General features: G+C 57.2%; 20 protein-coding genes and 1 pseudogene. 2 read left to right on the top strand and 19 right to left on the bottom strand.

Annotated features, from left to right (window positions below; genetic code table 11):
• Nucleotides 1-125 (top strand): annotated as a pseudogene (locus VEB01_RS06510) (IS630 family transposase); the annotation flags it as partial.
• Between the two features lie 75 nt (nt 126-200).
• On the opposite strand, the gene VEB01_RS06505 reads toward VEB01_RS06510, so the two are convergent.
• The 8 genes from VEB01_RS06505 to VEB01_RS06470 form a co-directional block, all read right to left on the bottom strand.
• The gene (locus VEB01_RS06505) at nt 201-881 is read right to left on the bottom strand and encodes a HEAT repeat domain-containing protein (protein ID WP_324873872.1); all 681 of its coding nucleotides are present in this window, start codon (nt 879-881) and stop codon (nt 201-203) included.
• A 150-nt stretch (nt 882-1,031) separates the two neighbouring features.
• Nucleotides 1,032-1,823, bottom strand: coding sequence for a GlcG/HbpS family heme-binding protein (locus VEB01_RS06500; protein WP_324873871.1), 792 nt, complete (start codon nt 1,821-1,823; stop codon nt 1,032-1,034).
• 382 nt (nt 1,824-2,205) lie between these two features.
• Complete coding sequence (locus tag VEB01_RS06495) at nt 2,206-3,174, bottom strand: ABC transporter substrate-binding protein (protein ID WP_324873870.1); 969 nt, start codon at nt 3,172-3,174, stop codon at nt 2,206-2,208.
• 85 nt (nt 3,175-3,259) lie between these two features.
• Entirely contained in the window at nt 3,260-4,330 is a 1,071-nt protein-coding gene (locus tag VEB01_RS06490) for a glycosyltransferase family 4 protein (RefSeq protein WP_324873869.1), read from the bottom strand.
• The gene (locus tag VEB01_RS06485; protein ID WP_324873867.1) at nt 4,331-5,287 is read right to left on the bottom strand and encodes a class I SAM-dependent methyltransferase; all 957 of its coding nucleotides are present in this window, start codon (nt 5,285-5,287) and stop codon (nt 4,331-4,333) included. It abuts the gene before it with no gap.
• 29 nt (nt 5,288-5,316) lie between these two features.
• Nucleotides 5,317-6,222 (bottom strand): glycosyltransferase family 2 protein, encoded by a 906-nt coding sequence (locus VEB01_RS06480; protein WP_324873866.1) that lies wholly within the window; start codon nt 6,220-6,222, stop codon nt 5,317-5,319.
• 11 nt (nt 6,223-6,233) lie between these two features.
• Entirely contained in the window at nt 6,234-7,085 is an 852-nt protein-coding gene (locus VEB01_RS06475; RefSeq protein ID WP_324873864.1) for an FkbM family methyltransferase, read from the bottom strand.
• A gap of 20 nt (nt 7,086-7,105) precedes the next feature.
• A complete protein-coding gene (locus tag VEB01_RS06470; RefSeq protein WP_324873862.1) occupies nt 7,106-8,413 on the bottom strand; it encodes an oligosaccharide flippase family protein in 1,308 nt (435 codons plus the stop codon).
• A gap of 252 nt (nt 8,414-8,665) precedes the next feature.
• Here VEB01_RS06470 and VEB01_RS06465 point away from each other — a divergent pair, with 252 nt between their 5' ends.
• Nucleotides 8,666-9,802, top strand: coding sequence for a glycosyltransferase family 4 protein (locus VEB01_RS06465; RefSeq protein WP_324873860.1), 1,137 nt, complete (start codon nt 8,666-8,668; stop codon nt 9,800-9,802).
• A 33-nt stretch (nt 9,803-9,835) separates the two neighbouring features.
• On the opposite strand, the gene pmbA is transcribed toward VEB01_RS06465, so the two are convergent.
• The 11 genes from pmbA to epsL form a co-directional block, all read right to left on the bottom strand.
• Nucleotides 9,836-11,188, bottom strand: a complete 1,353-nt coding sequence (gene pmbA / locus VEB01_RS06460) for a metalloprotease PmbA (RefSeq protein WP_324873859.1) — start codon at nt 11,186-11,188, stop codon at nt 9,836-9,838.
• Between the two features lie 66 nt (nt 11,189-11,254).
• The gene (locus VEB01_RS06455) at nt 11,255-11,467 is read right to left on the bottom strand and encodes a type II toxin-antitoxin system HicA family toxin (protein ID WP_324873857.1); all 213 of its coding nucleotides are present in this window, start codon (nt 11,465-11,467) and stop codon (nt 11,255-11,257) included.
• 2 nt (nt 11,468-11,469) lie between these two features.
• The gene (locus tag VEB01_RS06450) at nt 11,470-11,667 is read right to left on the bottom strand and encodes a type II toxin-antitoxin system HicB family antitoxin (RefSeq protein ID WP_324873855.1); all 198 of its coding nucleotides are present in this window, start codon (nt 11,665-11,667) and stop codon (nt 11,470-11,472) included.
• Between the two features lie 27 nt (nt 11,668-11,694).
• Complete coding sequence (tldD, locus tag VEB01_RS06445) at nt 11,695-13,140, bottom strand: metalloprotease TldD (protein ID WP_324873854.1); 1,446 nt, start codon at nt 13,138-13,140, stop codon at nt 11,695-11,697.
• A 55-nt stretch (nt 13,141-13,195) separates the two neighbouring features.
• Complete coding sequence (locus tag VEB01_RS06440) at nt 13,196-14,017, bottom strand: carbon-nitrogen hydrolase family protein (RefSeq protein WP_324873852.1); 822 nt, start codon at nt 14,015-14,017, stop codon at nt 13,196-13,198.
• Entirely contained in the window at nt 14,010-17,885 is a 3,876-nt protein-coding gene (locus VEB01_RS06435) for a YhdP family protein (RefSeq protein WP_324873850.1), read from the bottom strand. The genes VEB01_RS06440 and VEB01_RS06435 overlap by 8 nt, the downstream gene beginning before the upstream one ends.
• 9 nt (nt 17,886-17,894) lie before the next feature.
• Nucleotides 17,895-19,349 (bottom strand): ribonuclease G, encoded by a 1,455-nt coding sequence (gene rng / locus VEB01_RS06430; RefSeq protein ID WP_324873848.1) that lies wholly within the window; start codon nt 19,347-19,349, stop codon nt 17,895-17,897.
• Nucleotides 19,350-19,356: 7 nt separating this feature from the next.
• On the bottom strand, nt 19,357-19,956 hold the full coding sequence (locus tag VEB01_RS06425) for a Maf family protein (RefSeq protein ID WP_324873846.1): 600 nt from the start codon (nt 19,954-19,956) through the stop codon (nt 19,357-19,359).
• Nucleotide 19,957: 1 nt separating this feature from the next.
• Nucleotides 19,958-20,425 (bottom strand): 23S rRNA (pseudouridine(1915)-N(3))-methyltransferase RlmH, encoded by a 468-nt coding sequence (gene rlmH / locus VEB01_RS06420; RefSeq protein ID WP_324873844.1) that lies wholly within the window; start codon nt 20,423-20,425, stop codon nt 19,958-19,960.
• A gap of 115 nt (nt 20,426-20,540) precedes the next feature.
• A complete protein-coding gene (gene nadA, locus VEB01_RS06415) occupies nt 20,541-21,638 on the bottom strand; it encodes a quinolinate synthase NadA (RefSeq protein ID WP_324873842.1) in 1,098 nt (365 codons plus the stop codon).
• 158 nt (nt 21,639-21,796) lie between these two features.
• Nucleotides 21,797-23,011: an XrtB/PEP-CTERM-associated polysaccharide biosynthesis outer membrane protein EpsL gene (epsL, locus tag VEB01_RS06410; RefSeq protein ID WP_324873840.1), complete on the bottom strand. Its 1,215-nt coding sequence runs from the start codon at nt 23,009-23,011 to the stop codon at nt 21,797-21,799.
• Nucleotides 23,012-23,025 lie beyond the last annotated feature (14 nt).

Genomic DNA, 23,025 nt, shown 5'->3' with positions numbered 1-23,025 from the left:
TGACGCGCGAAGTCGCTGCCTGGGAAACCCGCCGGAATACCGTCCGCGCCAAAATCGATTGGCGTTTCACCACCGACAATGCGCGCATAAAGCTCAAGCATCTTTACCCTTCAATTCAACCTTGATGAAGCACTAGGGAATTTTGACCATCGGTCGTGTGTTGTCAGTAGATTGGCAATTCTTAAGCGGAATAATCAGGATCAGCTGTTGGTCATCTGATCTCGCACAAAATCGCGGATCGCTTCCCGAGTTTCGGCTGGAATTCGCCTGGAAGCCGCTTTCTTCTTGAGTCCCGCAAGAATCCGTTTATATCGGGCCGAACCGTTCTCTTCGGCCGCAACGATGTTTTCCAGCGTTGCTAAAGCGCTCATGCGCACGTCCTCGTTTTCATCCTCCACGGCAATGAGCAGAGCCGTAAGTGTTTTTTCCGTGGGGCGCTCGAATGCGTCGAGGCTTTGCGCCGCCGCGCTTCGCACTTCCGGATCGATATCGGTGACTAAGGCGTTGACCAGGAGTATTTCCGCTTCTGCCGTGGGATAAGCGGACAATTGCTCTGCGCCGTCAATTCGTTGCCGGGGGTCGATACTGCGAAGCCATTCGCTCGCCAGCGCCACCTGCTCGTTATCTATTCGCTTATCTTCTTCGATTTGTTCCGGCGTAAGAACTAGCGGGTTGCCGGCTCGTTCCGCCAGAGCGGACAAGTCCACTGGGGGCGGAGAGGAGTTGACAGACTTCTCTGCAGGTTTGTCCACTGCGGACAAGCGGGCTTTTTCATCGTGAAGAAACTTGCTCAGCAGGACTGCGGCGGTCATGAACGTTAGCAGCAGCAGGAATTTTGAAAGCGATTTTTTTTCGTTGAAAAAGCTCTTCGAGAACATCATGGCAGCTTCGGTCAGACGAGGGCCGGAATAGTGGCTGTGTGGCTCATCTGTTTTTGAGGATCCTTCGGCTTTATTTTTAAGTGTTGCCGAAAGGGAAAGGGCGCTTTGGGCGCCCTTTCCGCAATTAAATCAACCTCGGATCGAAAAACATCAATCGTCGTCAGCAATTACCCCGTTCGCGGCACCAGGGGCCGGAGGATTGGGACAAGTCGGCTGTTGGGTGTCATTTGCCGTGCCGGTATTCGCGCCACCGCTCTCTATGTGCAATTCGTCTCCGATTCCCCCGAGACTGGAGTGAAAACCGGCTGGAACGTGATCCAAACCAAGCGCTGTGCGGATTTTCCAAGCCACTGCATGATCCGTACAGGAGGTGTCGCCGGATACGCCGATAGCACCTACTTTCACACCGCCGGCATTATAAAGTGCCAAGCCGCCGCCAAATACGTTTACCCCGCCGATGCGCTTGTTCTTAAGCGGATCGGAGTTTTTGCCCCAGGTGTTAGGGCTGCCGTTATATGCGGTGCCGGCGTCGATCGGATTGCTGTGTTGCAGACCGTACAAGCTGCCGTCCGGCTGGGTCAGACCGTACAGATTGGCTGTCGAAATGGCAAAGCCGTTCAGGCTGAAGGCATTGGCGGTGCTGGCCTTTTGGGCGGAAATAACGCGGCTGCCCAGCCAGCTATCGTTACCAATATTAGGCCCGGAATTAGTGTCTCTGGCCGTGTTGACCACGTGGCAGACTTTGCCGGTTTCATCCACTACGGTGACCCACATGGGTAGGTTGAATCCACCCGAGCTATTTGCATCGACGACTGCATTTGCCGCGTTTTCTAAATCGTTCCGCGATATATCGTTGCACGCGGCAAATGCCGCTCCGCTTCCCAAAGCCAGCGTGGCGCTCGCCAGGATTGCTTTTGTTAGAAGGCGATTGATTTTGGACATGGCTTTAACCTTTTTCATTATTAATCAGTTTTAGTGAATGCAAACGTGTCAGTTGACGGGATCCACTGAAGTCGCGATCTCTCACCATCTAGAGCACAAAGCAGGCCATGTTTGTTGCTCTAGATTTAGAAAAGGTGCTAACGCTCTTCCTTGAAGGAATATGTTGTATTGGATCTAGAGCGTTAAAACAAGCAGCGCAGATGTAAACTGTGATGCTGGTCTGCGATTGTAAAAAAAAGTGACGTTTTCTGTTATTGATAAGCGGGAATGAGCGTTTAATCCGGACGGATCTAGATCCGTTCTCTCATCTCATTCATGTTTTTACATATTTATCATCAGCTTAATCTGTCAAATTTTCTTTACAAAACGTGAGCCGAACCGGTCAACGCCAAAACACCCCTTCCGGTAACTTTTCGGATTTTCCGGTCAATCGTCCTTCGCCCGATTGATGTAGCAGGCCATAAATCTCGGCGGCGGCTTTTTTCTCGGCTTCCCCCCAGCTTTTGATTCTTCCGTCGCAGTAATGCTGTCGCAGAGCGTTCTGCACCCGTTCGTCGGTTTCCTGCGTCAGCGGGACGACCTTGCGCCAAACGGCATCGGACTCGCAGATCGATTTTTTAGCTGTGTCCGCGGCCTTCATAAATCCGGTAAGTGTGTCCTCATGAGTCTTGGCCCAGCTTTCCCGAAAAACATAACCGAGACTCGGCACGTCGACCTCTATGCCCAAGCCCTGAAGTATGCCGCGTCCGTCTAGAAGGCGGCGGTAACCCTGCGCTTCCAGCTTGGCGGCGAAATTCCAGTAATTCAGGACGGCATCCAGCTTGCCTTGCTGCAACTGTTGATTGAGCAGCGGCGGCGCGCCGAAAACTTTATCGGTCGACTGGTTAAGGTCCAAGTCATATGCTTTTTGAGCCAGAGCGCGGAGCAGCAGCCAGTTTTTGTCCAATCCGCCCCCGGCTATGCCCAACCGCTTTCCTTTTAGGTCGGCGATCCCCCGGATGGGAGAGCCGGCCGGTACGATCAGCGCTCCATGGCTCGTAGAGTAGGGCAGGAAAGTGATATCCGTGCCTTGCCCGCGCTGATTGGCCACCCAGATCCAATCGGACACGATCAGATCGACGCTTCCCCCTTGTAGGGCGATTTTTCCCGCTTCGGCGCTGGCGAGAGAAGTGGTCTCTATGGTGAGAGCCTGCGCTTTATCGAGTCCCTCCTCTTGAACAACGGCAAGTTCCCAGTTGAGCGTGCCGAAGGCCAGAACGCCGACCTTGATTTTTCGATCGACGGTTTCGGCCCATACGTGACCGGCAGTGATCAGGGTGAGGAAAATCGAGAGGATGATTCGGTTGTGCATAATGATTTAATTCGTTGCTAAAGAGATGCCTGTAACGATCCGTAATATTCCAAGCCCGGTAACTTCAGGGCGGAGCGGTAACACGTCATCGCCCGGGCGCCTCGCTTAGAATGTTTGCCAATTTGGGGCCGTTAACCCCGGTACAGTATTCGCGTTCGACCGTGGCGCGACCGGCTTGTCCCAGGCGGATGCGCAGTTCGGGGGTATGCAACAGTTCCAGTAAGGCGGTTTTCCATTCCGATTCGGTCGAGGCGAGAAAGCCGTTGACGCCGTGCTTGACGATCCTGAGATTGGCTCCGACCGGCGAGGCGACCACAGGTTTGTAGCAGCCCATGTACTGGATGAGCTTATAACCACACTTTCCCTTTTCCCAAGGGGTATCGGACAGAGGCATGATGCCGACGTCGAAACTCCGGATGTCGTCCACTTCGGTTTGCTCCGACCAGTCGCAATATTCGATATTGAAATCGGTGGATTGTGAATGCGAGGTTCCGGCCCCGACCACTTTCACGCGCACGGGGAAATCTCTCGCTATTGCCGAAAATACCTCGTTCAAACTTCGTACATACTGCGCCGTAGTAGGCGAACCGATCCAGCCGATGGTGAAGACGGCGTCAGGTTTGGTCGGATTCTGCGGATATCGGTTCAAGTCGATCGACGTGGGAATGAGTTCCACGCGTGCGGCACCGCCTTTTGTTGCCCGCTCGGCCAAGTATTCGCTTCCCGCGATAACCGCTTTGGAATGGCGCATGACGCGGTCGATCTTGTCGCCCAAAATTTTGCGGATGCCCGGATTGGCATGCTGATCGTAGCGATGGAAGATGGCGTCGTCGTAGTCGACGACATAGGGGATTCCCGCCCGCCCCATCGCGGTCTCGACCCAGGCCGGAAGCCAGGGGAATGCCTCCGCCTCTATCCAAACCAGATCATATGCACGTAATTCCAACAGTGATGCGATTCGCCTGCCGTAGCCATCGAGCGCGTGGCGTAGGGGCTTTCCCCGTCCGGCATAGAACTGTTCGAGATAAGCATCCTTGAAAAAAGGAGCCACCCTAATCCGAAACCCGTGGCTTTCGAGATAGGGTAGATATTGATACGAGCGAAGCCGGCTGCTGGCCCCGAGTTGGCCATATCGGCTAAGAAGCAAGACCTTCATTTATTTATTGATACGTCTGGCCCAAACCGTCATCCGCGCGGTTTGGCCGAACCAACTCAGGAGTAGGGCCAGCGGATAAAGAGGTAGGTTGAAAATCCCCGGATACCGCTTGAGGAAACGGGAAATGGAAGAGTTCGGCCATCTATCTTCGATGAGATAAGCCGCACTCGCCACCAAATCGGTCATCACCCGCTGATAATGGATCTTCTCGATGCGCCAACCCGTTGCATTCAGCAGGGCTTCTAAAGTCTCCGGGGTAAAGTGGTACAAATGGGCGGGCAAATGCAGGGGGAACCATCGCTGTCTGAACCAGTCGAGTTGAAAGCACGCCGCATTGGGAACCGAGATGGCGAGCCAGCCGTCTTTCCGGGTCCAGCGATGCAGCTTGTCGAGCGCGAGTACGGGGTCGTGCAGGTGTTCGAGCACCATCCAGCCCACCACAAGGTCGAATTGCCTGATGGGTTCGGGCGCCGATTCCAGGCTTCCGCAATGAACGGAGAACCCCGCCTCCTGCGCGTTTTTTGCCGCCGTGGGCGAAAACTCGATGCCTTCCACTTGCCAACCTTTACCGGCCATTCGGGCCAGAAAAGCGCCCGAGGCGCAACCGATTTCCAGCATTCGTCCCGATTCGAGCGGAGGCAAGGACAGGCTGTGTATCCTCAAGGCGTTTCTGACGAATTCCTTGACGGCACTGATTCCCGTTCTGAAACCCGAATCGGTGATGCGGGTTCCGGCGTAAGGTCCATAGTCCTCGGGATAGTAGTAGCCAATGGTGTCCGCCGTCGGTCTCGGATTGGTTCGCAATAGCCCGCACTCGGAACACCGAACTACGGAATACGTGCCGGCTAGGTCATGCAGGCGGTCCCTCCCTTGCAACACCAACTCATCGCGGCTGGCGCAGCCCATGGGGCAGGGCTTGCTTTCGAGAACAACGGAATCTGGTGTGTCAAATGCCATGGCTTATGGTCTTATTTGTTGAAACCGTATTAGTGATTAGCGACGCCGGCTAGGCGGGCTTTGTCGATCCATGCCAAGCCCAGACCGATCGGAAGGCTGATCCCGAACAGCAGCGGAGAACCGACTTCCATCAGACTGGCGCTTAGCGATTCCCCAGAGTGGATCGAGTATCGGATAAAGTTCGCCATGTTTTTGAGCTTGGGCTTGATTCCGGTTGGCAAGCGTACCGCTTCGCTGTAATAAAGCCGTGCGCCTCTCGGGCTTCGATAGCGTATCGCCCTCGCTTTGGCGGTCAGTCCGTCGGGCAGGTACTGAATGATCCGCATCACCTCGTTGACGCACCGGAATCTCGGGTTGAGCCGGTTGAAAACGACGCCTTCCGCCAGGAATTTTTCGCCGGAGATTTCCGGGAATGGATACCGGCGCAACAAGTCAGTAAGGACGAAATAACACTTGTCGCCTTTCATGTTCATTTCGAACCAGTATTCCCGGTGGCTTATATCCATGGAGTCCTGGGGAAACAGCTTCGGGACAATGCTCCCGTCGCGATAAGCACACAATCCCATTACGCCAGCCAAGGATTTTTTTTCCTCGGGAGGAATGGCATTCCAGATTTCATGGAATCGTTTCAGAGTGTGGGGCAAAAGAAGATCGTCGGAGTCGTGGATCAGAAAGAACTCGCCGGATGCCAAATCAAGCCCGCGGTTGATCGCCACATGCTTGCCCCGATTCTCCTGATGTACGTAGACGATAGGAAAACAGGCGCTCGCTTGCCATTCCATGATTCGTGCACGGGTGTCGTCGGTGGAGCCGTCGTCCACGATGATCCACTCGAAGTCGGTAAACGTTTGCGCCTTGAGGCTTTCGAAAACTTCGCCCAGCAGGTGAGCCCGGTTGTAGGTCGGGGTGAAGACTGTGAATACGTATGAAGGCATCGTCGAACCGATCAGACAGCCAGCTCGAACAGAGTGTTTTCCCGCTCCCGGAGAATACGGTATCCGCTATCCGAAATGAGGGATCGCAATTGTTGCTTCCGCTCGGCCGTTTGTGGGCCGCCGTCGATCTCGACCAGGATGTATGCCGGTTTAAGCTGCGGAGCTCCGTCGATGTCGTCGAAAAACCGTTTCAGGACCGGATATTCGAATCCTTCGATATCCAGCTTCAATACATCGATCTTTTTCACGTCGGCCATCTGTAAAGCTTCATGCAGGGAATAACACTGTACCTCTTCCGTCTCTCCCTCGGGCTTGAGGAAGCTGTTGGCGCCGCGGTTGCCTTGCCGATTGAGTCCCAGCCGCAATGTTTCCTTCTTGTCCGAAATACCGATTTGATAGGCGGCGATCACACTGTTCTTGCCGTTGATTTCGATGTTCTTCCGCAGGAGTTGAAAATTCTCCGTCGCCGCTTCGAAAGCGATCACTTTGCCGGATTCGCCGACGATCTCCGCGGCAAAAAGCGCGTAGGCGCCGATGTTGCTGCCCACGTCCACGAATACGCCGGCTTTCGGCAGACGGTTCGTCAGGAATTTTCGCTCCCACCGGTCGTACATCTGCGGAATGAAGAACAGATTGCCGCCCACGCAATCGGAAGGATCGAGGATCATCTCGATGTCGCGTCCCCGGTAGTTCCAGATGGTGGAGCGAAACAAAGCCCCGGGGATGAACGAGCAGACCAATGGTTTAATGATGCGGTTGCTGATTCCGCTAAGCCGCCAAACGGGAGGGATAAGCCGCGTCATCGCTTTGGCGGCTTTGACGAACGGCGGTATCGAGCTGATCGTTAGATCCATGTTCACCATTTATTTCTGTTGTCGGGTGTTTAGCCGATAAGGCTCAATTTTAACCTGATTTTGACGATTACCAGCGCTGACACGTTTACGCAGGCGATCGCAAGCGCGCTGGCAACGGCCGCACCCATGGCGCCGTGCTCGCCGATGAGATACAGCTCCAAAGGCAATTGCATGGCCAAGCCGCTACCCATGAGCCAGGTGGCTTCCTTCTGATGTCCGGTCATCGTCAGCAGGATCGTCCCGAGACCGGTCAGAGCGTGCAGCGATCTTCCGGCCAGGAGCATGAGCAGGAGAGGGTAAGCATCCACGAACGATGCCCCGAAAATACCAAGTATGTATTTCCCTATTCCTGCGATGAGCGAGGCGGCAGTCAGAACGAACAAGGCGTTGCATATCGTGGTGATTTTCAGTAGTCGCCGGAGGTCCTGGATCAAGCGATTGTTCCAATGTGCGGCGATTAAGGGCGCGGTTACGCTGCTGGCCACTACCAAGCCGAAGGCCGCGAAATCTGCGACTCTAGCCGCTACTGCATAAGAACCGGCTTCCCGCGTGCCTATCATCGATCCGATCAGGAGAATATCCAATTGGCTGATGAGCAGTTGGATGCCGACGACGATGAACATGGGGACAGCCATGTTCAGCCATTCTTGCTTCCGATACGACGGCAAGCAGCCGAAAACCCCCTCCGGCAGTGATTGCCGAAGCCATGCGCTACCCAGCAGGAAATTGGTCATGGCTACGGATAGGCTGATCAGCATCGCCGTCACGGGATCAACGAAGTCCTGAAATCCGAAATAAGCCGCTGACAGCAGAATGACCAGGAGTAGCGGTCGGATAAGGTTTTCCGGCAGTTCGGCAAAACTGATTTTGAGCAGGCCGCGGAGAACGCCCACTCGCAATTCCGACAACGACATGAAGGGCACATGGAGGAAAGCCAGGATGAAAACATAACGATGCAGGTCGTCCAGGGTGTCTTTCAGTAGCCAGCCGATCAGCGCTACCGTTAGCCCGATAGCCAGGCTAGCTCCAAGTGTGCAGCGGCTTGCGAAGGCCATGAAGCCTTTAATGGCGGCCCAGTCTTTCTGCGAGTTGTAAATCGAAATGTACCGGATCGAGGTCTGCACCATGCCCAATTGGGTTAGCCAAGCTAAGATCGGAGTGAAGGCAAGGGCATACACGAATAGCCCGTAGTTATCGGAACCCATGAATCGCGCCGTGATTGCTTGGGCGGCGAATGATAGGCTGATACCCGCCAGTCGGATGCTGAAGGTGCCTATCGTGTTACGGACGAGATAAAAAAAGGTCCGGTTTCCCGTGAACCTCAGCTTAGCGATCATTAACTCCGACGGGGTCCGAATGAGGTTTGAGCGAGCGGGCAACCGGTCATTTTTCCGGTCGCGGCATGAGGGCGGCGGATGTTGTTCCTGAAACGATCAACTTTGGCGTCATTAGTTATTATATCGCCTATTTTCTTGAGTCTTTGTTCGCAAGGTTTTAGCTCGAAGCAGGGTGGCCAAAGCCGGCAAGCGCCGGACGATGCGAAAAGACGACATTCGAACAATTTTTCCAGATCATTGGATCAAACGGTTTTGAGCAAAAAGCTTCTATTTTTCGTTACCGAAGACTGGTTCGTTTGCTCCCATTGGCTGCCCCACGTGACTGCCGCCCGCGATGCAGGCTACGACGTCTACGTGGTGACCCGAGTACGGCAGCATCGGCCTGTCATCGAGGCGCGGGGAGTCCATGTCATTCCGCTCGAATTGTCGCGGCGCGGGCGCAATCCGATTGCGGAATTCAAACTGATTGCCGATCTGGTCAGGATTTACCGGGAGATTCGGCCAGATCTGGTTAAGCACGTGGCCATGAAGCCGGTAGTGTACGGCACCATCGCCGCCTGGTTCAGCCGGCCGTGCGCCATCGTGAATTACATGGCCGGCCTCGGCTGGCTGTTCACTTCGGCCAGCGTCAAAGCGCGGTTGCTTCGTCCGGTGGTGCGCGCTGTGTTGGGACGGCTTCTTGCACGGGGGCATGTTATCGTGGAAAACCCGGACGATTACGCGCAGATGATGAGTCTGGGATTGCCAGCCTCCCGCCTAAGCACGATCCGGGGCGCCGGCGTGGATCTCCAGGCATTCAGCCCGGCGGTAGAGGGCGATGGGATGCCTTTGATCGTCCTGCCGGCGCGCATGCTCTGGACTAAGGGGGTGGGGGAGTTCGTGACCGCTGCCAAACGGCTCCGGGCCGAGGGCGTCGCTGCGCGATTCGTCCTGGTAGGCGATCCCGACCCGGACAATCCGGCGTCGGTTTCGATCGACCAGCTGGAAAGCTGGAGGCGGGAAGGACCGGTCGAATGGTGGGGCCGGCGGGACGATATTCCCCAAGTGCTTGCTGGGTCCCATATCGTTTGTCTGCCTTCCTATCGGGAAGGTCTGCCCAAGGCGCTGCTCGAAGCGGCTGCCGCCGGGAAACCCATCGTCACCACCGATACCCCCGGCTGCCGGGAAGTGGTCCGCCACGGCGACAACGGTTTGCTGGTGCCGGCACAGGATGCGTTCGCCTTGGCCGAAGCGCTTAAAACACTGATTAAGGATCGATCGCGGCGGGAGCTTATGGGGCGTCGCGGACGGGAAATTGCGGAGACCGAATTCTCCGCGGAAAAAATAACTTCCGAAACCTTGAATGTGTACGACGCAGTCCTTTCGGGAGCATTTTGTGGTGGAGGATAACGACCCCCACCATCCCGGCTTGCGTTCAGTAGTTCAATTCCCCGCCACCGTCATCTTCTCGATCAGAATCGACCCGGTTCGGGTATTGCCCCGCAGGTCGACGTCGCTTCCGACGGCCTGTATGTTCATGAACATATCGCGCAGGTTGCCCGCGATGGTGATTTCCTCTACGGGGAAACGGACCTCGCCGTTCTCCACCCAAAATCCGGACGCGCCGCGGGAATAGTCGCCGGTTACCGGATTGACGCCCTGGCCCATCAGTTCGGTGACGAGAAGCCCAGTGTTCATCCGTTTCAGCAATCCCTGCAAATCAAGTTCGCCGGGCTCGATGATGAGATTGTGCACGCCGCCGGCATTGCCGGTGGTTTTCATGCCAAGCTTCCGTGCCGAGTAAGTGCTCAATACATAGGATTCGAGCATGCCGTCCTTGACGATGTGGTGGGGCCGGGTTCGAACGCCCTCGGCGTCATAGGGCGCGCTGCCCAAGGCTTTCTTGAGGTGCGGCTCCTCGCGGATCTGCACGAAGGCCGGGAAGACCGGCTTCCTCAGGTGGTCGAGCAGGAAGGACGATTTCCGATAGAGATTGCCGCCGCGGATGGCGCCGATGAAGTGGCCGAGCAGGCTCGATGCGATATCCGCCGCGAAAATCACCGGACACTGCCGGGTGCTCAGTGAATGGGCGCCGAGCCGCCGTACCGTGCGTTCGGCGGCTTTTTGGCCCACCAGCTCGGCGGGCTCCATATCTCCGGCAGCTCGGGCCACCGTCCACCAGTCGTCTCGCTGCATGCTGTCGCCCCGTTGGCCGATGACCGAACAGCTCAGGCTGTGGCGGCTGGACGCATAACCGTGGAGGAATCCCAGCGAGTTGCCCATCACCCGCAAGCCCTGGAAGGTATTGAGGCTCGCGCCTTCGGAATTGACGATCTCGGGATGAAAATGCCGTGCGGCGTTTTCGCAGCCTATGGTCAAGTTTATCGCGGTCTCCGCGTCGAGGTCCCAGGGATGATAAACGTCGAGATCGGGAAACTCGGTGGCTAACATGTCCCGGTCGGGTAGTCCGGCATATTCGTCTTCCGCCGCATACTGGGCGATCCGGCAAGCAGCCTCTACTGTTTCCCGCATTGCTTCCGCGCTGAGATCGGTGGTACTGGCCGAACCTTTGCGCTGGCCTACGTAAACCGTGACGCCGAGCCCTCGGCTGCGATGGTGCTCGATGGTTTCCACTTCGCCCAGCCGGGCGGTGACGGAAAGGCCGTGTTCCAGGCTGACGCCGGCTTCGGCTGCGGTGGCGCCTTGTCGCTGGGCTTCCACCAGGCAATCGGCCACCAGGGATTTCAGTTGTTCGAGTCGTTCTTGTTCACGTGCGAAAGCGATCGGTTCCTGCACGGATGGCTCCTTACTGTTCGTTAAATCGTTCGGATATATGGAACGGGTGTGGCGCGGTCGACGTCCTCAAAGCATCTTTCGAAACTGATCCACTGTGAGACCGGCATCTTTGACGATTCCACCCATAGTCAAGGCCTTGATCGGATTGTGGCGCGGTAGGGTGAGGATGCGTTCTCCGTCACTCATGACGATGTGCTTGCTCTGCCGAATGACCCGAAACCCTGCTTTTTCGAAGACCCGTACCGCTTCCAGGTGATTTATACCCGGAATTTTCGGCATGCTTAAACCGCGATTTCGATTTCATGGGTTTCCTGGTCGCGGTTCATGTCAGCCACCGCAGCTAGGTACTCACGAATGGCGTCTCGAATATTTATCAGCGCCTCCTCCTCGGTCTCGCCCTCGGACCAGCATCCTGGAAGTCCGGGTACCGAAACGCTGATACCTTCTTCAGTGCGATGAAAAACGACAGTGTATTTCATTCTTCGTGACCTGTTGTTCAAACCGTTCTAGACCCGAGTCCCACCCACGGTCAGCCCATCCACCCGCAAGGTTGGTTGGCCGACGCCCACCGGTACGCTCTGGCCGTCTTTCCCGCAGGTGCCGACGCCGGTGTCGAGCTGCAAATCGTTGCCGACCATGCTGACGCGGGTCAGCACGTCCGGACCGTTGCCGATCAGGGTCGCGCCTTTGACCGGCCGGGTGATTTTCCCGTCTTCGATCAGATAGGCTTCGCTGGCGGAGAACACGAACTTGCCCGAGGTGATGTCCACCTGGCCGCCGCCGAAATTCTTGGCAAAAAGCCCCTTTTTCACCGAGCCGATGATTTCCTGCGGATTGTGAGATCCCGCCAGCATGTAGGTGTTGGTCATGCGGGGCATGGGCAGATGCGCATAGGATTCGCGGCGACCGTTCCCGGTGGGTGATACGCCCATGAGCCTAGCGTTGAGCTTGTCCTGCATATAGCCTTTCAGGATGCCGTTTTCGATCAATACCGTACACTCCGTCGGTACGCCTTCGTCGTCGATATTGAGCGAGCCGCGGCGGCCGGGCAGGGTGCCGTCATCCACCACCGTGCAGAGCGGCGAGGCCACTCGCTCGCCGATCCGCCCGGCAAAGGCCGAGGTGCCTTTGCGGTTGAAGTCGCCTTCCAGGCCATGCCCTATTGCTTCGTGCAGCAGGACGCCGGGCCAGCCGGGTCCGAGGACCACGGTCATGGTTCCCGCCGGGGCGTCGACCGCGTCTAAATTCACCAAGGCTTGGCGCACGGCTTCCCGTGCGTATTCGATGGCCCGATCTTCTTCCAAGAAAAAGCGGTAATCGGTGCGGCCGCCACCGCCGCAGCTGCCTTGCTCGCGCCGCCCGTTTTCCTCGACGATCACGCTGACGTTGAGCCGCACGAGGGGACGCACGTCGCCGTGGGGAATTCCGTCCTGGCCGATGACCAGAACGACCTCATGGCTGCCGGCAAGGCTCACGATAACCTGCTCGACGCGCGGATCGAGTTTCCGGCATTCCTCGTCCAGGCGTTTGAGAAGGGCAATCTTCTCCTCTTCGGGCAGCGATTGCAGAGGGTCGATCGGCAGATAAAGCTGCGGCGGGCGATGTATTCCGGAAATTTCCTGCTTGCCCCGGCCGCCTTCTCTGGCAATGGCCCGCGCGTTCTTGGCGGCTTCGAGCAGGGTCGGCAGAGTAATTTCGTCGCTGTAGGCGAATCCGGTTTTCTCGCCGGAAACGGCACGCACACCGGCACCTTGTTCGATGCTGTGACTACCTTCCTTGACGATACCGTCCTCCAGCATCCAGGACTCGAACCGGGTGGATTGAAGATAAACGTCGGCGGCATCCACCGACGCGCCCAAAAGCTGTCCCATGACGCGATCGATGTCGCCGCCTATGAGGCCCGCCGGCTCCAGCAGGGTTTGCCGGGCTATCACAAGAGGATCATGATTCATACGTAAGGTGTACTGAATAAAAAGACGATGGAAGCTAGGCTACACGTCGTGACGGTTAACGGCAACGAAGTTTCCGATGTGTCAGGGCCGGGAAAGTGGCTCGCACTTTTTGCAGGCGGTCCCGGTCGAATTCCGCGGCAACCACCCCGGCGCCCTGAGAAAGGCTGCCGAGCACCTGACCCCAAGGGTCCACGATCATGCTATGGCCGAAGGTTTCCCGGCCGTTGATATGGAACCCGCCCTGATTGGCGGCGACGGTATAGCACAGGTTTTCGACCGATCGCGCGCGCACCAGGAGTTCCCAGTGGGCGGCGCCGGTTCGCGCGGTAAAAGCCGAGGGAACCGCGAGGATGTCCATGCCGCTGTCCGCCATCTGCCGGAAGAGTTCGGGAAACCGAAGATCGTAGCAGATCGACAGGCCGAGTCGACCGAATGGCGTGTCCAATACTAAGGCCTCGTCACCCGCGTCGATGGTCCTGGATTCCTGATACTGTTCGTCGGTGCCAGGCACGTTGACGTCGAACAGATGGATCTTGTCATAGCGTCCTGCCCGCTCGCCCTTGTCGTTATAGACAAGACAGGTGGCGCGGACTTTGTCGCCGTTGGCGCGGATCGGCATGGTGCCGCCCACCAGCCAGACCTTCAGCTTCTCTGCCGTTCTGGCGAGAAAGTCCTGGATCGGCCCCGAACCGTCCGTTTCGGCAACGGCCAGTTTGTCGGTTTCGGATTTACCCATGATGGCGAAATTTTCCGGAAGCACGATCAGGCCGGCACCCTGGGACGCGGCTTTTTCGATCAGCCGCCCCGCCTCGATGAGGTTGGCGCTGACATTGGGGCTGGAAGCCATCTGGATAGCGGCGAGAACCGTTTTAGTCATTCGTTTTTTTCTCCGTTTCGGTGCCAAAACCCGATAAATCTTTCATGCCGCTCCAGGCCCGATCAAGGATGTCGAGCGGCAGGTTGCGGCTAATCTTGGTGATTTGCGGTTCGTCCCAACTACCCTTAACGGCATAGTGGGTCGCGGTGATGCTGTCCACTTTCTCGCCGACCAGTTGCTGGGCCAGAAGCACGGCGGCACCGACTGCGGGCCCGCCGGCCAAGGCGCCCGCAATGGGCAGGGCGACGCTGGTGTGGGGTATGACGGTGACGATTTGATCCAAATCCCGCGCCACCAATCCGGCACGGCCGTTGATGACGATCTTGGCGGGAACCGCATCGATTAGAAAACCCTTTGTTATCGCTTGACCCTTGCCGAGTTGAAAGGTTCCCCGGACGCCGTCGTAGGCCAAGCCCTTGCCGAACAGGTCGCTGAAATCGAAGGACAGCCTGCGCCACAGCGTGTCTAAGTTTAACATACCGAGCACTCGGCCCAGACCGGGTTCGACCTTGAGCAGCGCGCCTTTGCTCAGCTTCATCTTGATGTCCCCAGCAATCTCGCTTCGGGAGAATCGCTGCGGCGCACCGGGCCAGGACAGGGCGAAATCGATGTCCGAAGGCGTGTCTCTTACCTCGCCGGCATAGTCGAAGGCGGTCAAGAAGTCTCCCATATCCTCGATACGGATTTTGCCTTCGATGCGGGTGGACACCGTTCGGTCCGCCGACCGTGTCCAGCCGCCGTGGATGTCGAAGCGATGGTTTTTGGTCTCTACCTGGAGTGCTTTGACGATCATGCCGTGAGCATGGCGTTCGGTTTCGAGTACGAAGGGTCCGAGATCGGCCCCTTGCCAGAGCAGCCGTTTGGCTTTGAGCGCCAGATTCGGCACGGCGGCCGGATCGAGCGGCACGGCGTTGGCCGGTTCGGTTTCATGAGAGTTCAATTTCGGCAATTTAAGATGTTCGAGATCGAGAGTCACCGAATCTGCCGAGGCTTCAAAGGTCCCTTTTCCGTAGCCGCTGTCGAGACGGCCTTGCCAGCGTTGACCTTCCCGCTGCACGTCCAGGGTCAAGGGACCCAACACTTCACCGTTCCAGTACATTGTCCGGACGTTCAGATCCAGCTTTCGCAAGAGGTTGGGATTGCTCGGATCGTCCGGCGAATCGGGCAGCAATCGGCGCCATTCGGCGGCCTCCAATGAATCCACCCGGGCGAAAACCGCCACCCCCGGTTCCGGGCCGGTCGACGCAAGCGGTGCTCCAACGGCCACATCGCCGCCTTGAAGCTTAAGGCCGGCAGCCGATTGGGAGAGCCTGAGCTGCGCCGCGATGTCCTGCCCATAGGTCAGTCGCAGCGGAATCTTGCTGCCCGTGCGAATCACCATTTCAATGAATAAGTCTTTTCTGGTTTTTTCGCTTTTTCCGAAAGGAGCGGGCAGATTCAATTCCATGCCGGTCAATCCGGACGACAAGGCCAAAACCAGCGGGTCGCTTTCGGCGCCGAGTGACTCCGGAATGCGGAGACCGAGCCGGTAATCCGTGGTGCCGCGCGCCAAACGCCAGAAGCTGCCGGGGAATTGTCTTTGCAGGTCCGAAACGCCGGCTCGTCCTTTGAGCTCGACTACGATATCGTCGTTTTCCGGTGCGACGCCGATAACGGCCGGATGGTCCAATACAGAGGCTCGAATGCCATTGGCGCTCAATCCGGTTCGCGTAAAGTGTAGGGGACCGTTGATGTGACGCAGCTCCAGGCCGGTATCCTCGATGCGAAGCGTCGCGTCTTTGAATTCGGCTTTGCCTTCGACGGCAGTGTCGCCCAGTTTCTTATCCAGCGGAATGGTCAAGTTTAGGGAAATGTCCGTCTCGCCTGCTGTAGTCACGAATTTGGCGAGCTTTTCAGGGATGTCTCGAATAGGGGAGTGGGCGAGGAAATCCAGACTATCCGGGACCGTCGTCCGGGCGGTCCCGGATAGCGTGAGCCAAGGTGAGCGATCCAAGTCCTCGGCCACGGCATGCGCTTCCAAAATCCGGCCTTGGCCGATCTGACCTTTGGTAGATCCGATTTCCATGCCGGGCCCGTAGAACAGCAAGCGGGCGTCGGTTTGCGTCAGCGGCGGCCAGTCCGGGTGAAAGCGAAGCTCGACATTTTGCGCTTCGATCGAGGACTCGAATACGCCTTCGTTTCGATAGAACGGGAAATCGGCGACGGGGCCGTGAAACAGGAGTTGCATATTCCGGACCCATCCGCTGATCAGCGCCTGTTCCACCCATGTCGAAGTTTGAGGAATTACGGCGAAAGGCAGGTAATTCTTGAGGGCGACCATGTTCATCTCGCCAAACTGCATTCGTAGATCGAGGAAGGCGGAGGCCTCTTTATTTTTTGGCAACACGGCTCTGAACCGGCCGCGTGCGGCTAGATCGTCGTTCTCGACTGAAAGCGAGCGGGAGGAAAACGACCAATCGATATCGGTCTGCCGCCAGAACAGATCGGCCCTGGCTTTATTCAAGCGAACCGGGGTCTTAAGTCCCAGCGTGGCCGGTTGAATGTTCCCGTTTTCGACGGACAACGTGACGCGGCCGGTTTGATCGTTGCCGCACAGTTTTCCGCTCAGGCCGGAAAACCCGGGAAGCGATTGCCAGGCGTTCGCGCCTAAATCATCAAATTTGCCGCACAAGGCGATGCGTTCGCCCATGGATCTTTCGGGTGCGAAAAAGAAGCTGGCATTCCGAAGCGAGCCGCGCGGCGCTAAGTCCCTCAAAATTCCGCCGGCTTCCGCGTCGAGCAATGGAAGGGCATGTAAGGCGGTATTGATGTCACCCAGCTCCAGGTAAGATGCCGCGGCGCGAACGACGGAAGGCGTTCCATCGGGGCGCCGGGTGAGAGCGAGAGACAGGCGGGACTCGGGCCAAACACGGTTGAGAGCTGGCCTGAAGCGGTCCAAGTCCAGGCGCCAGCCGTCGTTTTCCCGCTGCCACCGGAACCGGCTCTCCAAGGAAGCCAATGCCAACTGGTCTTCAGTGTGTGTGTCCCGCCGGAGGGCAAATATCGGTTTCGCGAGCTCGATGTCTCCCGCCACCGAATTTAGCGCGCCGTTCCAGTGTCCCCAGAGTCTGAAATCCACTGTGCCGGATTTCATTGCGAAATACGGCCTTGGCAAGGCATCCGTTATTTGGGCCGTATCGATGAGTTTGCCTTCGAGATAAAGCTTTCCGGACCACTTCTCGACTTGGAATAGATTGCCTTCGGCGTCCAGGGCGAGCCGAAATGCTTTGCCCAGCCTTTTAGGCAAGGCGAGGTCGAGCCCGAGCTTGTGTTTTCCGCCGTTATTGACAAGGCGGATATCGGCTTGCCCCAAAGCCAGAGGTGGCCCGTTCCCCTGTAAATCCTGCCAGTCCAGGTCGCAGTCCAACAGCTCGAAGCGGCCGTCGGCCATAAGCCAGGCCGGCGGCCGGTCGCTCGCGTTAAGCCCTACGATGCCGATCGTGCCGTCTTGCCTGCGTCGAATCGAGAGTTTTGCTCCGACGATCTCCAGCCGGTCGAAGCTGGGCTCGCGGGTTAGCAAGGAGCGAAGCGGATCGATGTCGATGCGGATCGCGGCGAACCTGATGGCTGGCTTGCCTCGCGAGTCGAGGATGTGAAAGCCGTTCAGGGAAAGCTCCGGATGGAACCCGTGCAGGCGGGCGGATAGACCTTCGATCCGGACGGTCTCGCCGATCAGGGAGCCGAGTTGCGTTTCCAGTCGGTGGCGATAGCTCGATGCTCCGGGTAGCAGCCAGAAACGGAGGGCTGTCAGCGCCAGTGCCAGAATGACGATAAGGCAAAGGCCGGAATACAGCGTCGTTCGGTGAGCGAAACGAAGGACGCTTTTCAAAAGAGGGTGCTACAGCAAGACGACATCGTATTGTTCCTGGGTATATTGCGCTTCGGCGCGGAACTTGATTCGGACCCCCAGGAACGTTTCCAGCTCCGACAAGGTGTCGGCCTCCTCATCCAGCAGTCGTTCGACGACTTCGTTGGATGCCAGTACGAGAAGTTCCTGAACGTTGTATTGGCGCACTTCCCGGATAATTTCGCGGAAAATCTCCATGCAGACCGTTTCCGGCGTTTTCAACACGCCGCGCCCGCTGCAAGCGGGACAAGGCTCGCACAAGATGTGCTCAAGGCTTTCACGCGTGCGCTTGCGCGTCATTTCCACCAGTCCGAGAGAAGACACCTCGCTGATGGTGTTCTTGGCATGGTCCTTTTCCAAGCTTTTTTCCAGCGCCTGCAGGACCTGCTGCTTGTGGTCTTCGTCCCGCATGTCGATGAAATCGATGATGATGATGCCGCCGAGGTTGCGCAGCCGCAATTGGCGGGCAATGGCTTGGGCCGCCTCCAGATTGGTTTTGAAGATGGTTTCTTCCAGGCTGCGTCCACCCACGAAGGCACCGGTGTTGACGTCGATGGTCGTCATTGCCTCGGTCTGGTCGAACACCAAGTGACCGCCGGATTTGAGCATGACCCGGCGTTCCAGGGCCTTTTGGATTTCATCCTCGACGCCATACAGATCGAACAAAGGACGCTCGCCGGCATAATGTTCGATGAGGGCGGCCAGTTCCGGGACGAATTCCTTGGCGAACTTGACCAGGCGCGCGTAGGTTTCGCGGGAGTCGACCCGGATTTTCTCGACTCTGGCGCGGTGCAGATCGCGCAGGACCCGCATGCTGAGCGGCAAGTCTTCATGCAGCAAGGTTTTCGGCTTGACGGTTTTGATCCGCTGCGCGATGGAGTTCCACAGCTTGAGCAGGAACAGCATATCGGTGCGGAGCGCGGACTCTTCGATGCTCTCGGCGGCGGTTCGCGCAATAAATCCGCCGGTAACATGTTCTTTCTGAAAGGTTTCGATGTAGGTGCGTAACCGCGTCCGTTCCCGGTCGCACTCGATGCGCTGGGATACGCCACAGGTTCGGCCGCAAGGCATGTAGACCTGATACACGGATGGTATGGCGATCTCGGTGGTGAGTCGCGCGCCCTTGGCGCCGATAGGGTCTTTGACGACTTGTACGACCAGTTCCTGCCCCTCGTGAAAAACCTGCTCGATCTGATCGGTGGTTGTCTTCTCCCGATCGGTGGCGCCCAAATCCGATATGTGCAGAAATGCCGCCCGCTCCAGTCCGATGTCCACGAAAGCCGCCTGCATGCCGGGCAGCACTCGGCATATTTTGCCTTTGTAGATGTTGCCGACCAGGCCGCGGCGGCGGGTTCGTTCGATCAGGACCTCTTGCAATACGCCGTTTTCGACGATGGCTACGCGAGTTTCCCGCGGCGTGACGTTGATGAGTATTTCGTCGCTCATGCGCCGGCTAGGGTGCTGGAACGCTCAGGACCGACATGCCGACGTGCTTCAGCAGCGCCGCCGTTTCGAAAAGCGGCAAACCCATTACCCCGGAATAGCTGCCGGACAGGTGCCGAATGAAGACCGCGCCTTTGCCCTGAACGGCATACGCGCCGGCTTTGTCGTGGGGTTCGCCGGTAGCCCAGTAAGCTTCTATTTCTTCACCGCTGATTTGGCGAAAAGCCACGGTACTTACGCTCAGCGATTCCCAGTGCTGGTCGCCTTGCCGGAGCGAAACGGCGCTTAGCACTCGATGCTCGCGATTGGCCAGCTGCGATAGCATGTGTGAAGCGTGCTCGAAGTTCAGGGGCTTGCCCAAGATTTCTCCATTCAATACGACTTCGGTATCCGCAGCCAACACCGGCAGCCTGCTGCCGCTGTTCTGCCAAGTCTCCAGCGATTTTTCCGCCGCCACGCGCTGGACGTAGGTTTCAGGGAGTTCGCCCGGCAACGGTTGCTCGTGGACCCCGGCCGGCATGACTTCGTAGGTGATGCCGATTTGATCAAGCAGTTCGCGGCGGCGTGGCGATGCCGAAGCCAATATAATCTGCGGACTTTGGGTGTCCATGCTAACGGTGATAGGGGTGATGCTGCAGAATGCTCCAGGCGCGGTAGATTTGCTCGGCTACGATGATGCGGACCACGGGGTGGGGAAACGTCAATTTCGATAAGCTCCATCGTTGATTTGCGCGCGTGAGGCAAGCCGGGGAAAGCCCATCGGGTCCTCCCACCAAAAGCGCCACGTCGCGTCCGTTTTCCAGCCAGCGGGCCAAAGCTCCGGCCACCTCCGGCGTGCTCCACTCTTTTCCGGCAACATCGAGCGCTACCACATGGGCATCGCGTGGCAAGGCCGACAGCATCCGTTCTCCCTCGTCGCCGGTCAGTCGGTCAATGTCGGCATTCTTTCCGCGTTTCGCCGGGGCGATTTCCTTCAGCACCAGTTCGCACTCCCGGGGCAGGCGCTTGGCGTATTCCGAATAAGCCTCCGTTACCCAATCCGGCATACGGTTGCCGACGGCCACCAAATGAATCTGCATGTGACAGTGCGGGACAAAAAAACGGATTATAAGGCAATCGGCCGAATTTACCGACTGCGATAAGAGCGGAGGCTGAAATGAAGAGATCCGCGCTCGCTACCGAGCGCGTTACGAATCAAGCCAGTTGCAGCATCTTGTTCAGAGCCAGCTTGGCCCAGCGTGCTTCGGCATCGGGTACCTTGATGCGGTTGACGACATGCCCTTCCACCAGGTTTTCCAGCACCCAAAGCAGATGTTGCGGATCGGTTCGGAACATCGTCGAGCACATGCACACGGTCGGGGACATGAAATGAACGTCCTTGCCCTGTGGCTTGACTTCCTGAGCCAACCGGTTGACGAGGTTGAGCTCGGTGCCCACTAGCCACCGGGTATTCGGCTCCGCGTCGCGAATGGTTTTCAGGATGTATTCGGTCGAGCCGATATACTGGGCTTTCTGGCAGACTTCAAAAGAACACTCGGGATGGGCGATCACCCGCGTGTCCGGATGGCGTTCCAAAAAGCGGTCGATATGCTCCGGCCGAAACATCTGGTGCACCGAGCAGAAGCCTTTCCACAGAATGATTCTGGCCCGGCGGATTTCGTCTTCGGTCAGGCCGCCCATGGGTTTGGCGAAATCCCAGGTAACCATCTCGTCCAGCGGAATACTCATGCGGTAACCGGTGTTGCGTCCGAGATGCTGGTCGGGGAAGAACAACACTTTCTGCCGTTGGGCGAAACTCCAGTCGAGAATCTTCTGGGCATTGCTGGAGGTGCAGACGATGCCGTTGTGCCGCCCGCAAAAGGCTTTCAGATCGGCCGCCGAGTTGATGTAAGTGACCGGCGTCACGGCTTCGTCGGGGTCGAATAATTGCCGGAGTTCGCTCCAACACCGCTCGACGGCGGCCAAGTTGGCCATATCGGCCATGGAGCAGCCGGCCGCCAGGTCGGGCAGAATCGAGATTTGTTCGGGACGCGACAGAATATCCGCCACCTCCGCCATGAAATGCACGCCGCAGAACACGATGTACTGGGCACTGGACTTAGAGGCTTCGCGGGACAGCTTGAGGGAATCGCCGGTTAAGTCGGCGTGACGGAACACCTCGTCGCGCTGGTAGTGATGGCCCAGAATCACGCAACGGTCACCGAGTTTGCGCTTCGCGGTGACGATTCGTTCCTCGCACTCGGTGTCATCCAATAGGGCAAATTGCTGTATGGCAAGGGCGGATGCGGACATAATTCGACGGTAACGCTAGTGTGATAAAGCCGATAATAACACAGCAAAATAGTGCGTAATAGTCGGTGCTAGCCGCATTTATTACACCCCTCCAGTCGCGCTGTGGTGCACCGTACTCCCTCGCCACAAAGCGGTGTGACAAATGCGGACTTGGGGGGTTAAAACTTCAGGATGGCATTGGCAAAAACCGTGTTGTATTCGTAATCGGAAAACGCGCGACTGGAGTCCCGGTTTTCTTTCCGGTAGACGATGTTCAATTGGCCGTGATCGGCAAAGTCATAGGAAGCCGATAATTGGCCGGTCATGATCGTGTCTTCGCGGGTTTTCACTCCGGCGAGTATGTTCGGATCGCCGGCGTACTGCCGTTCTTCCCAGCTGAATTTCGCTTGCAGGTCGATCTTTGGTGTTACCGACCACGTGGGGCTGATACTCAATCCTTTGGTGACGATATAGCTGGCCGCGATATCCGAGGTATCGCTCAACAAATCTCCCCAACCCGATAGCGTAATCACGGTTTTTCCCGTCGGCGTCCATTGATAATTGAGTCGCCAAACCTCGCCTTGATAATCCCGTTGAGAAAATTGCTCATGATGGCGCATGAGATAGCCGAGGCGCCCATCCATCAGAGATTTTCCGGTAATCCGCCACGTGTAGAGGGCGCTAACTTCATGTTCCTGGTACTGATTGTCGATCAGCGAAGACAAAATCCGCTCCCGATTCGGCAGGCGCGCATCCGTGTGCCGGTACTGAACGCCGATCGTATTCTGGTCGGGAGATTTATAGTGCAGCCCTACGATACCGGTGTTGCTAATCAAATCCAGAAACGTCCGCTGGGGTGCGTCATGCTCGCTGTTCAGCCATCGGTATTGTCCGTTCAATCTCCAGCCGGGATTGAATTTGTAATTGATATCGACTAAGGCTGTATTGTCCGTGATGAGATCCTTTCCGAAAAAACCCGTGTTGGTAAAACCTCCCAAATACTGCCTGTAGCCGTAACCAAGTATCCCGCCGAAGGAGGTTCCCGCTTGCCATTTCCATGTTCCTTTTCCCAAGGATGAGACATGGTTCAGCTGATCGTGGTTGGCGTAATGGTTGTCGTCGACCTTACCCTCGAGCTGGAATTCTTGCCGACTCACCGGAATATAAGTTTTAAGACCCGCGGAAAACCGGTTGATCAAGTCCCAGCGTTCCGATCCGTTTATCGGCGCGTTCGGATTGATCTTGTTAGAGCGGCGGAAAAGATTGTCGTCGTAGGTCAGTGTCTCCGATAAATAGGGCTGAAAAGTGTCGGTAGGATCGGCGGAGCCGAAAGAGGCTTCCGTCCACACCAAAAACGCGAGGGAAATGATGGTTTTCGCCTTCGGCTTATACATGACTACTCGATGCT

This window comes from Methylocaldum sp., from assembly GCF_035627495.1.
Classification (GTDB): Bacteria; Pseudomonadota; Gammaproteobacteria; order Methylococcales; family Methylococcaceae; genus Methylocaldum.
This window is presented reverse-complemented; position numbering and strand designations above follow the sequence as displayed.

Coding starts and splice junctions, on each gene's coding strand:
- VEB01_RS06505 (WP_324873872.1), bottom strand. CDS start 881: ATGATGTTCTCGAAGAGCTTTTTCAACGAAAAAAAATCGCTTTCAAAA.
- VEB01_RS06500 (WP_324873871.1), bottom strand. CDS start 1,823: ATGTCCAAAATCAATCGCCTTCTAACAAAAGCAATCCTGGCGAGCGCC.
- VEB01_RS06495 (WP_324873870.1), bottom strand. CDS start 3,174: ATGCACAACCGAATCATCCTCTCGATTTTCCTCACCCTGATCACTGCC.
- VEB01_RS06490 (WP_324873869.1), bottom strand. CDS start 4,330: ATGAAGGTCTTGCTTCTTAGCCGATATGGCCAACTCGGGGCCAGCAGC.
- VEB01_RS06485 (WP_324873867.1), bottom strand. CDS start 5,287: ATGGCATTTGACACACCAGATTCCGTTGTTCTCGAAAGCAAGCCCTGC.
- VEB01_RS06480 (WP_324873866.1), bottom strand. CDS start 6,222: ATGCCTTCATACGTATTCACAGTCTTCACCCCGACCTACAACCGGGCT.
- VEB01_RS06475 (WP_324873864.1), bottom strand. CDS start 7,085: ATGGTGAACATGGATCTAACGATCAGCTCGATACCGCCGTTCGTCAAA.
- VEB01_RS06470 (WP_324873862.1), bottom strand. CDS start 8,413: ATGATCGCTAAGCTGAGGTTCACGGGAAACCGGACCTTTTTTTATCTC.
- VEB01_RS06455 (WP_324873857.1), bottom strand. CDS start 11,467: ATGCCGAAAATTCCGGGTATAAATCACCTGGAAGCGGTACGGGTCTTC.
- VEB01_RS06450 (WP_324873855.1), bottom strand. CDS start 11,667: ATGAAATACACTGTCGTTTTTCATCGCACTGAAGAAGGTATCAGCGTT.
- tldD (WP_324873854.1), bottom strand. CDS start 13,140: ATGAATCATGATCCTCTTGTGATAGCCCGGCAAACCCTGCTGGAGCCG.
- VEB01_RS06440 (WP_324873852.1), bottom strand. CDS start 14,017: ATGACTAAAACGGTTCTCGCCGCTATCCAGATGGCTTCCAGCCCCAAT.
- rng (WP_324873848.1), bottom strand. CDS start 19,349: ATGAGCGACGAAATACTCATCAACGTCACGCCGCGGGAAACTCGCGTA.
- VEB01_RS06425 (WP_324873846.1), bottom strand. CDS start 19,956: ATGGACACCCAAAGTCCGCAGATTATATTGGCTTCGGCATCGCCACGC.
- rlmH (WP_324873844.1), bottom strand. CDS start 20,425: ATGCAGATTCATTTGGTGGCCGTCGGCAACCGTATGCCGGATTGGGTA.
- nadA (WP_324873842.1), bottom strand. CDS start 21,638: ATGTCCGCATCCGCCCTTGCCATACAGCAATTTGCCCTATTGGATGAC.
- epsL (WP_324873840.1), bottom strand. CDS start 23,011: ATGTATAAGCCGAAGGCGAAAACCATCATTTCCCTCGCGTTTTTGGTG.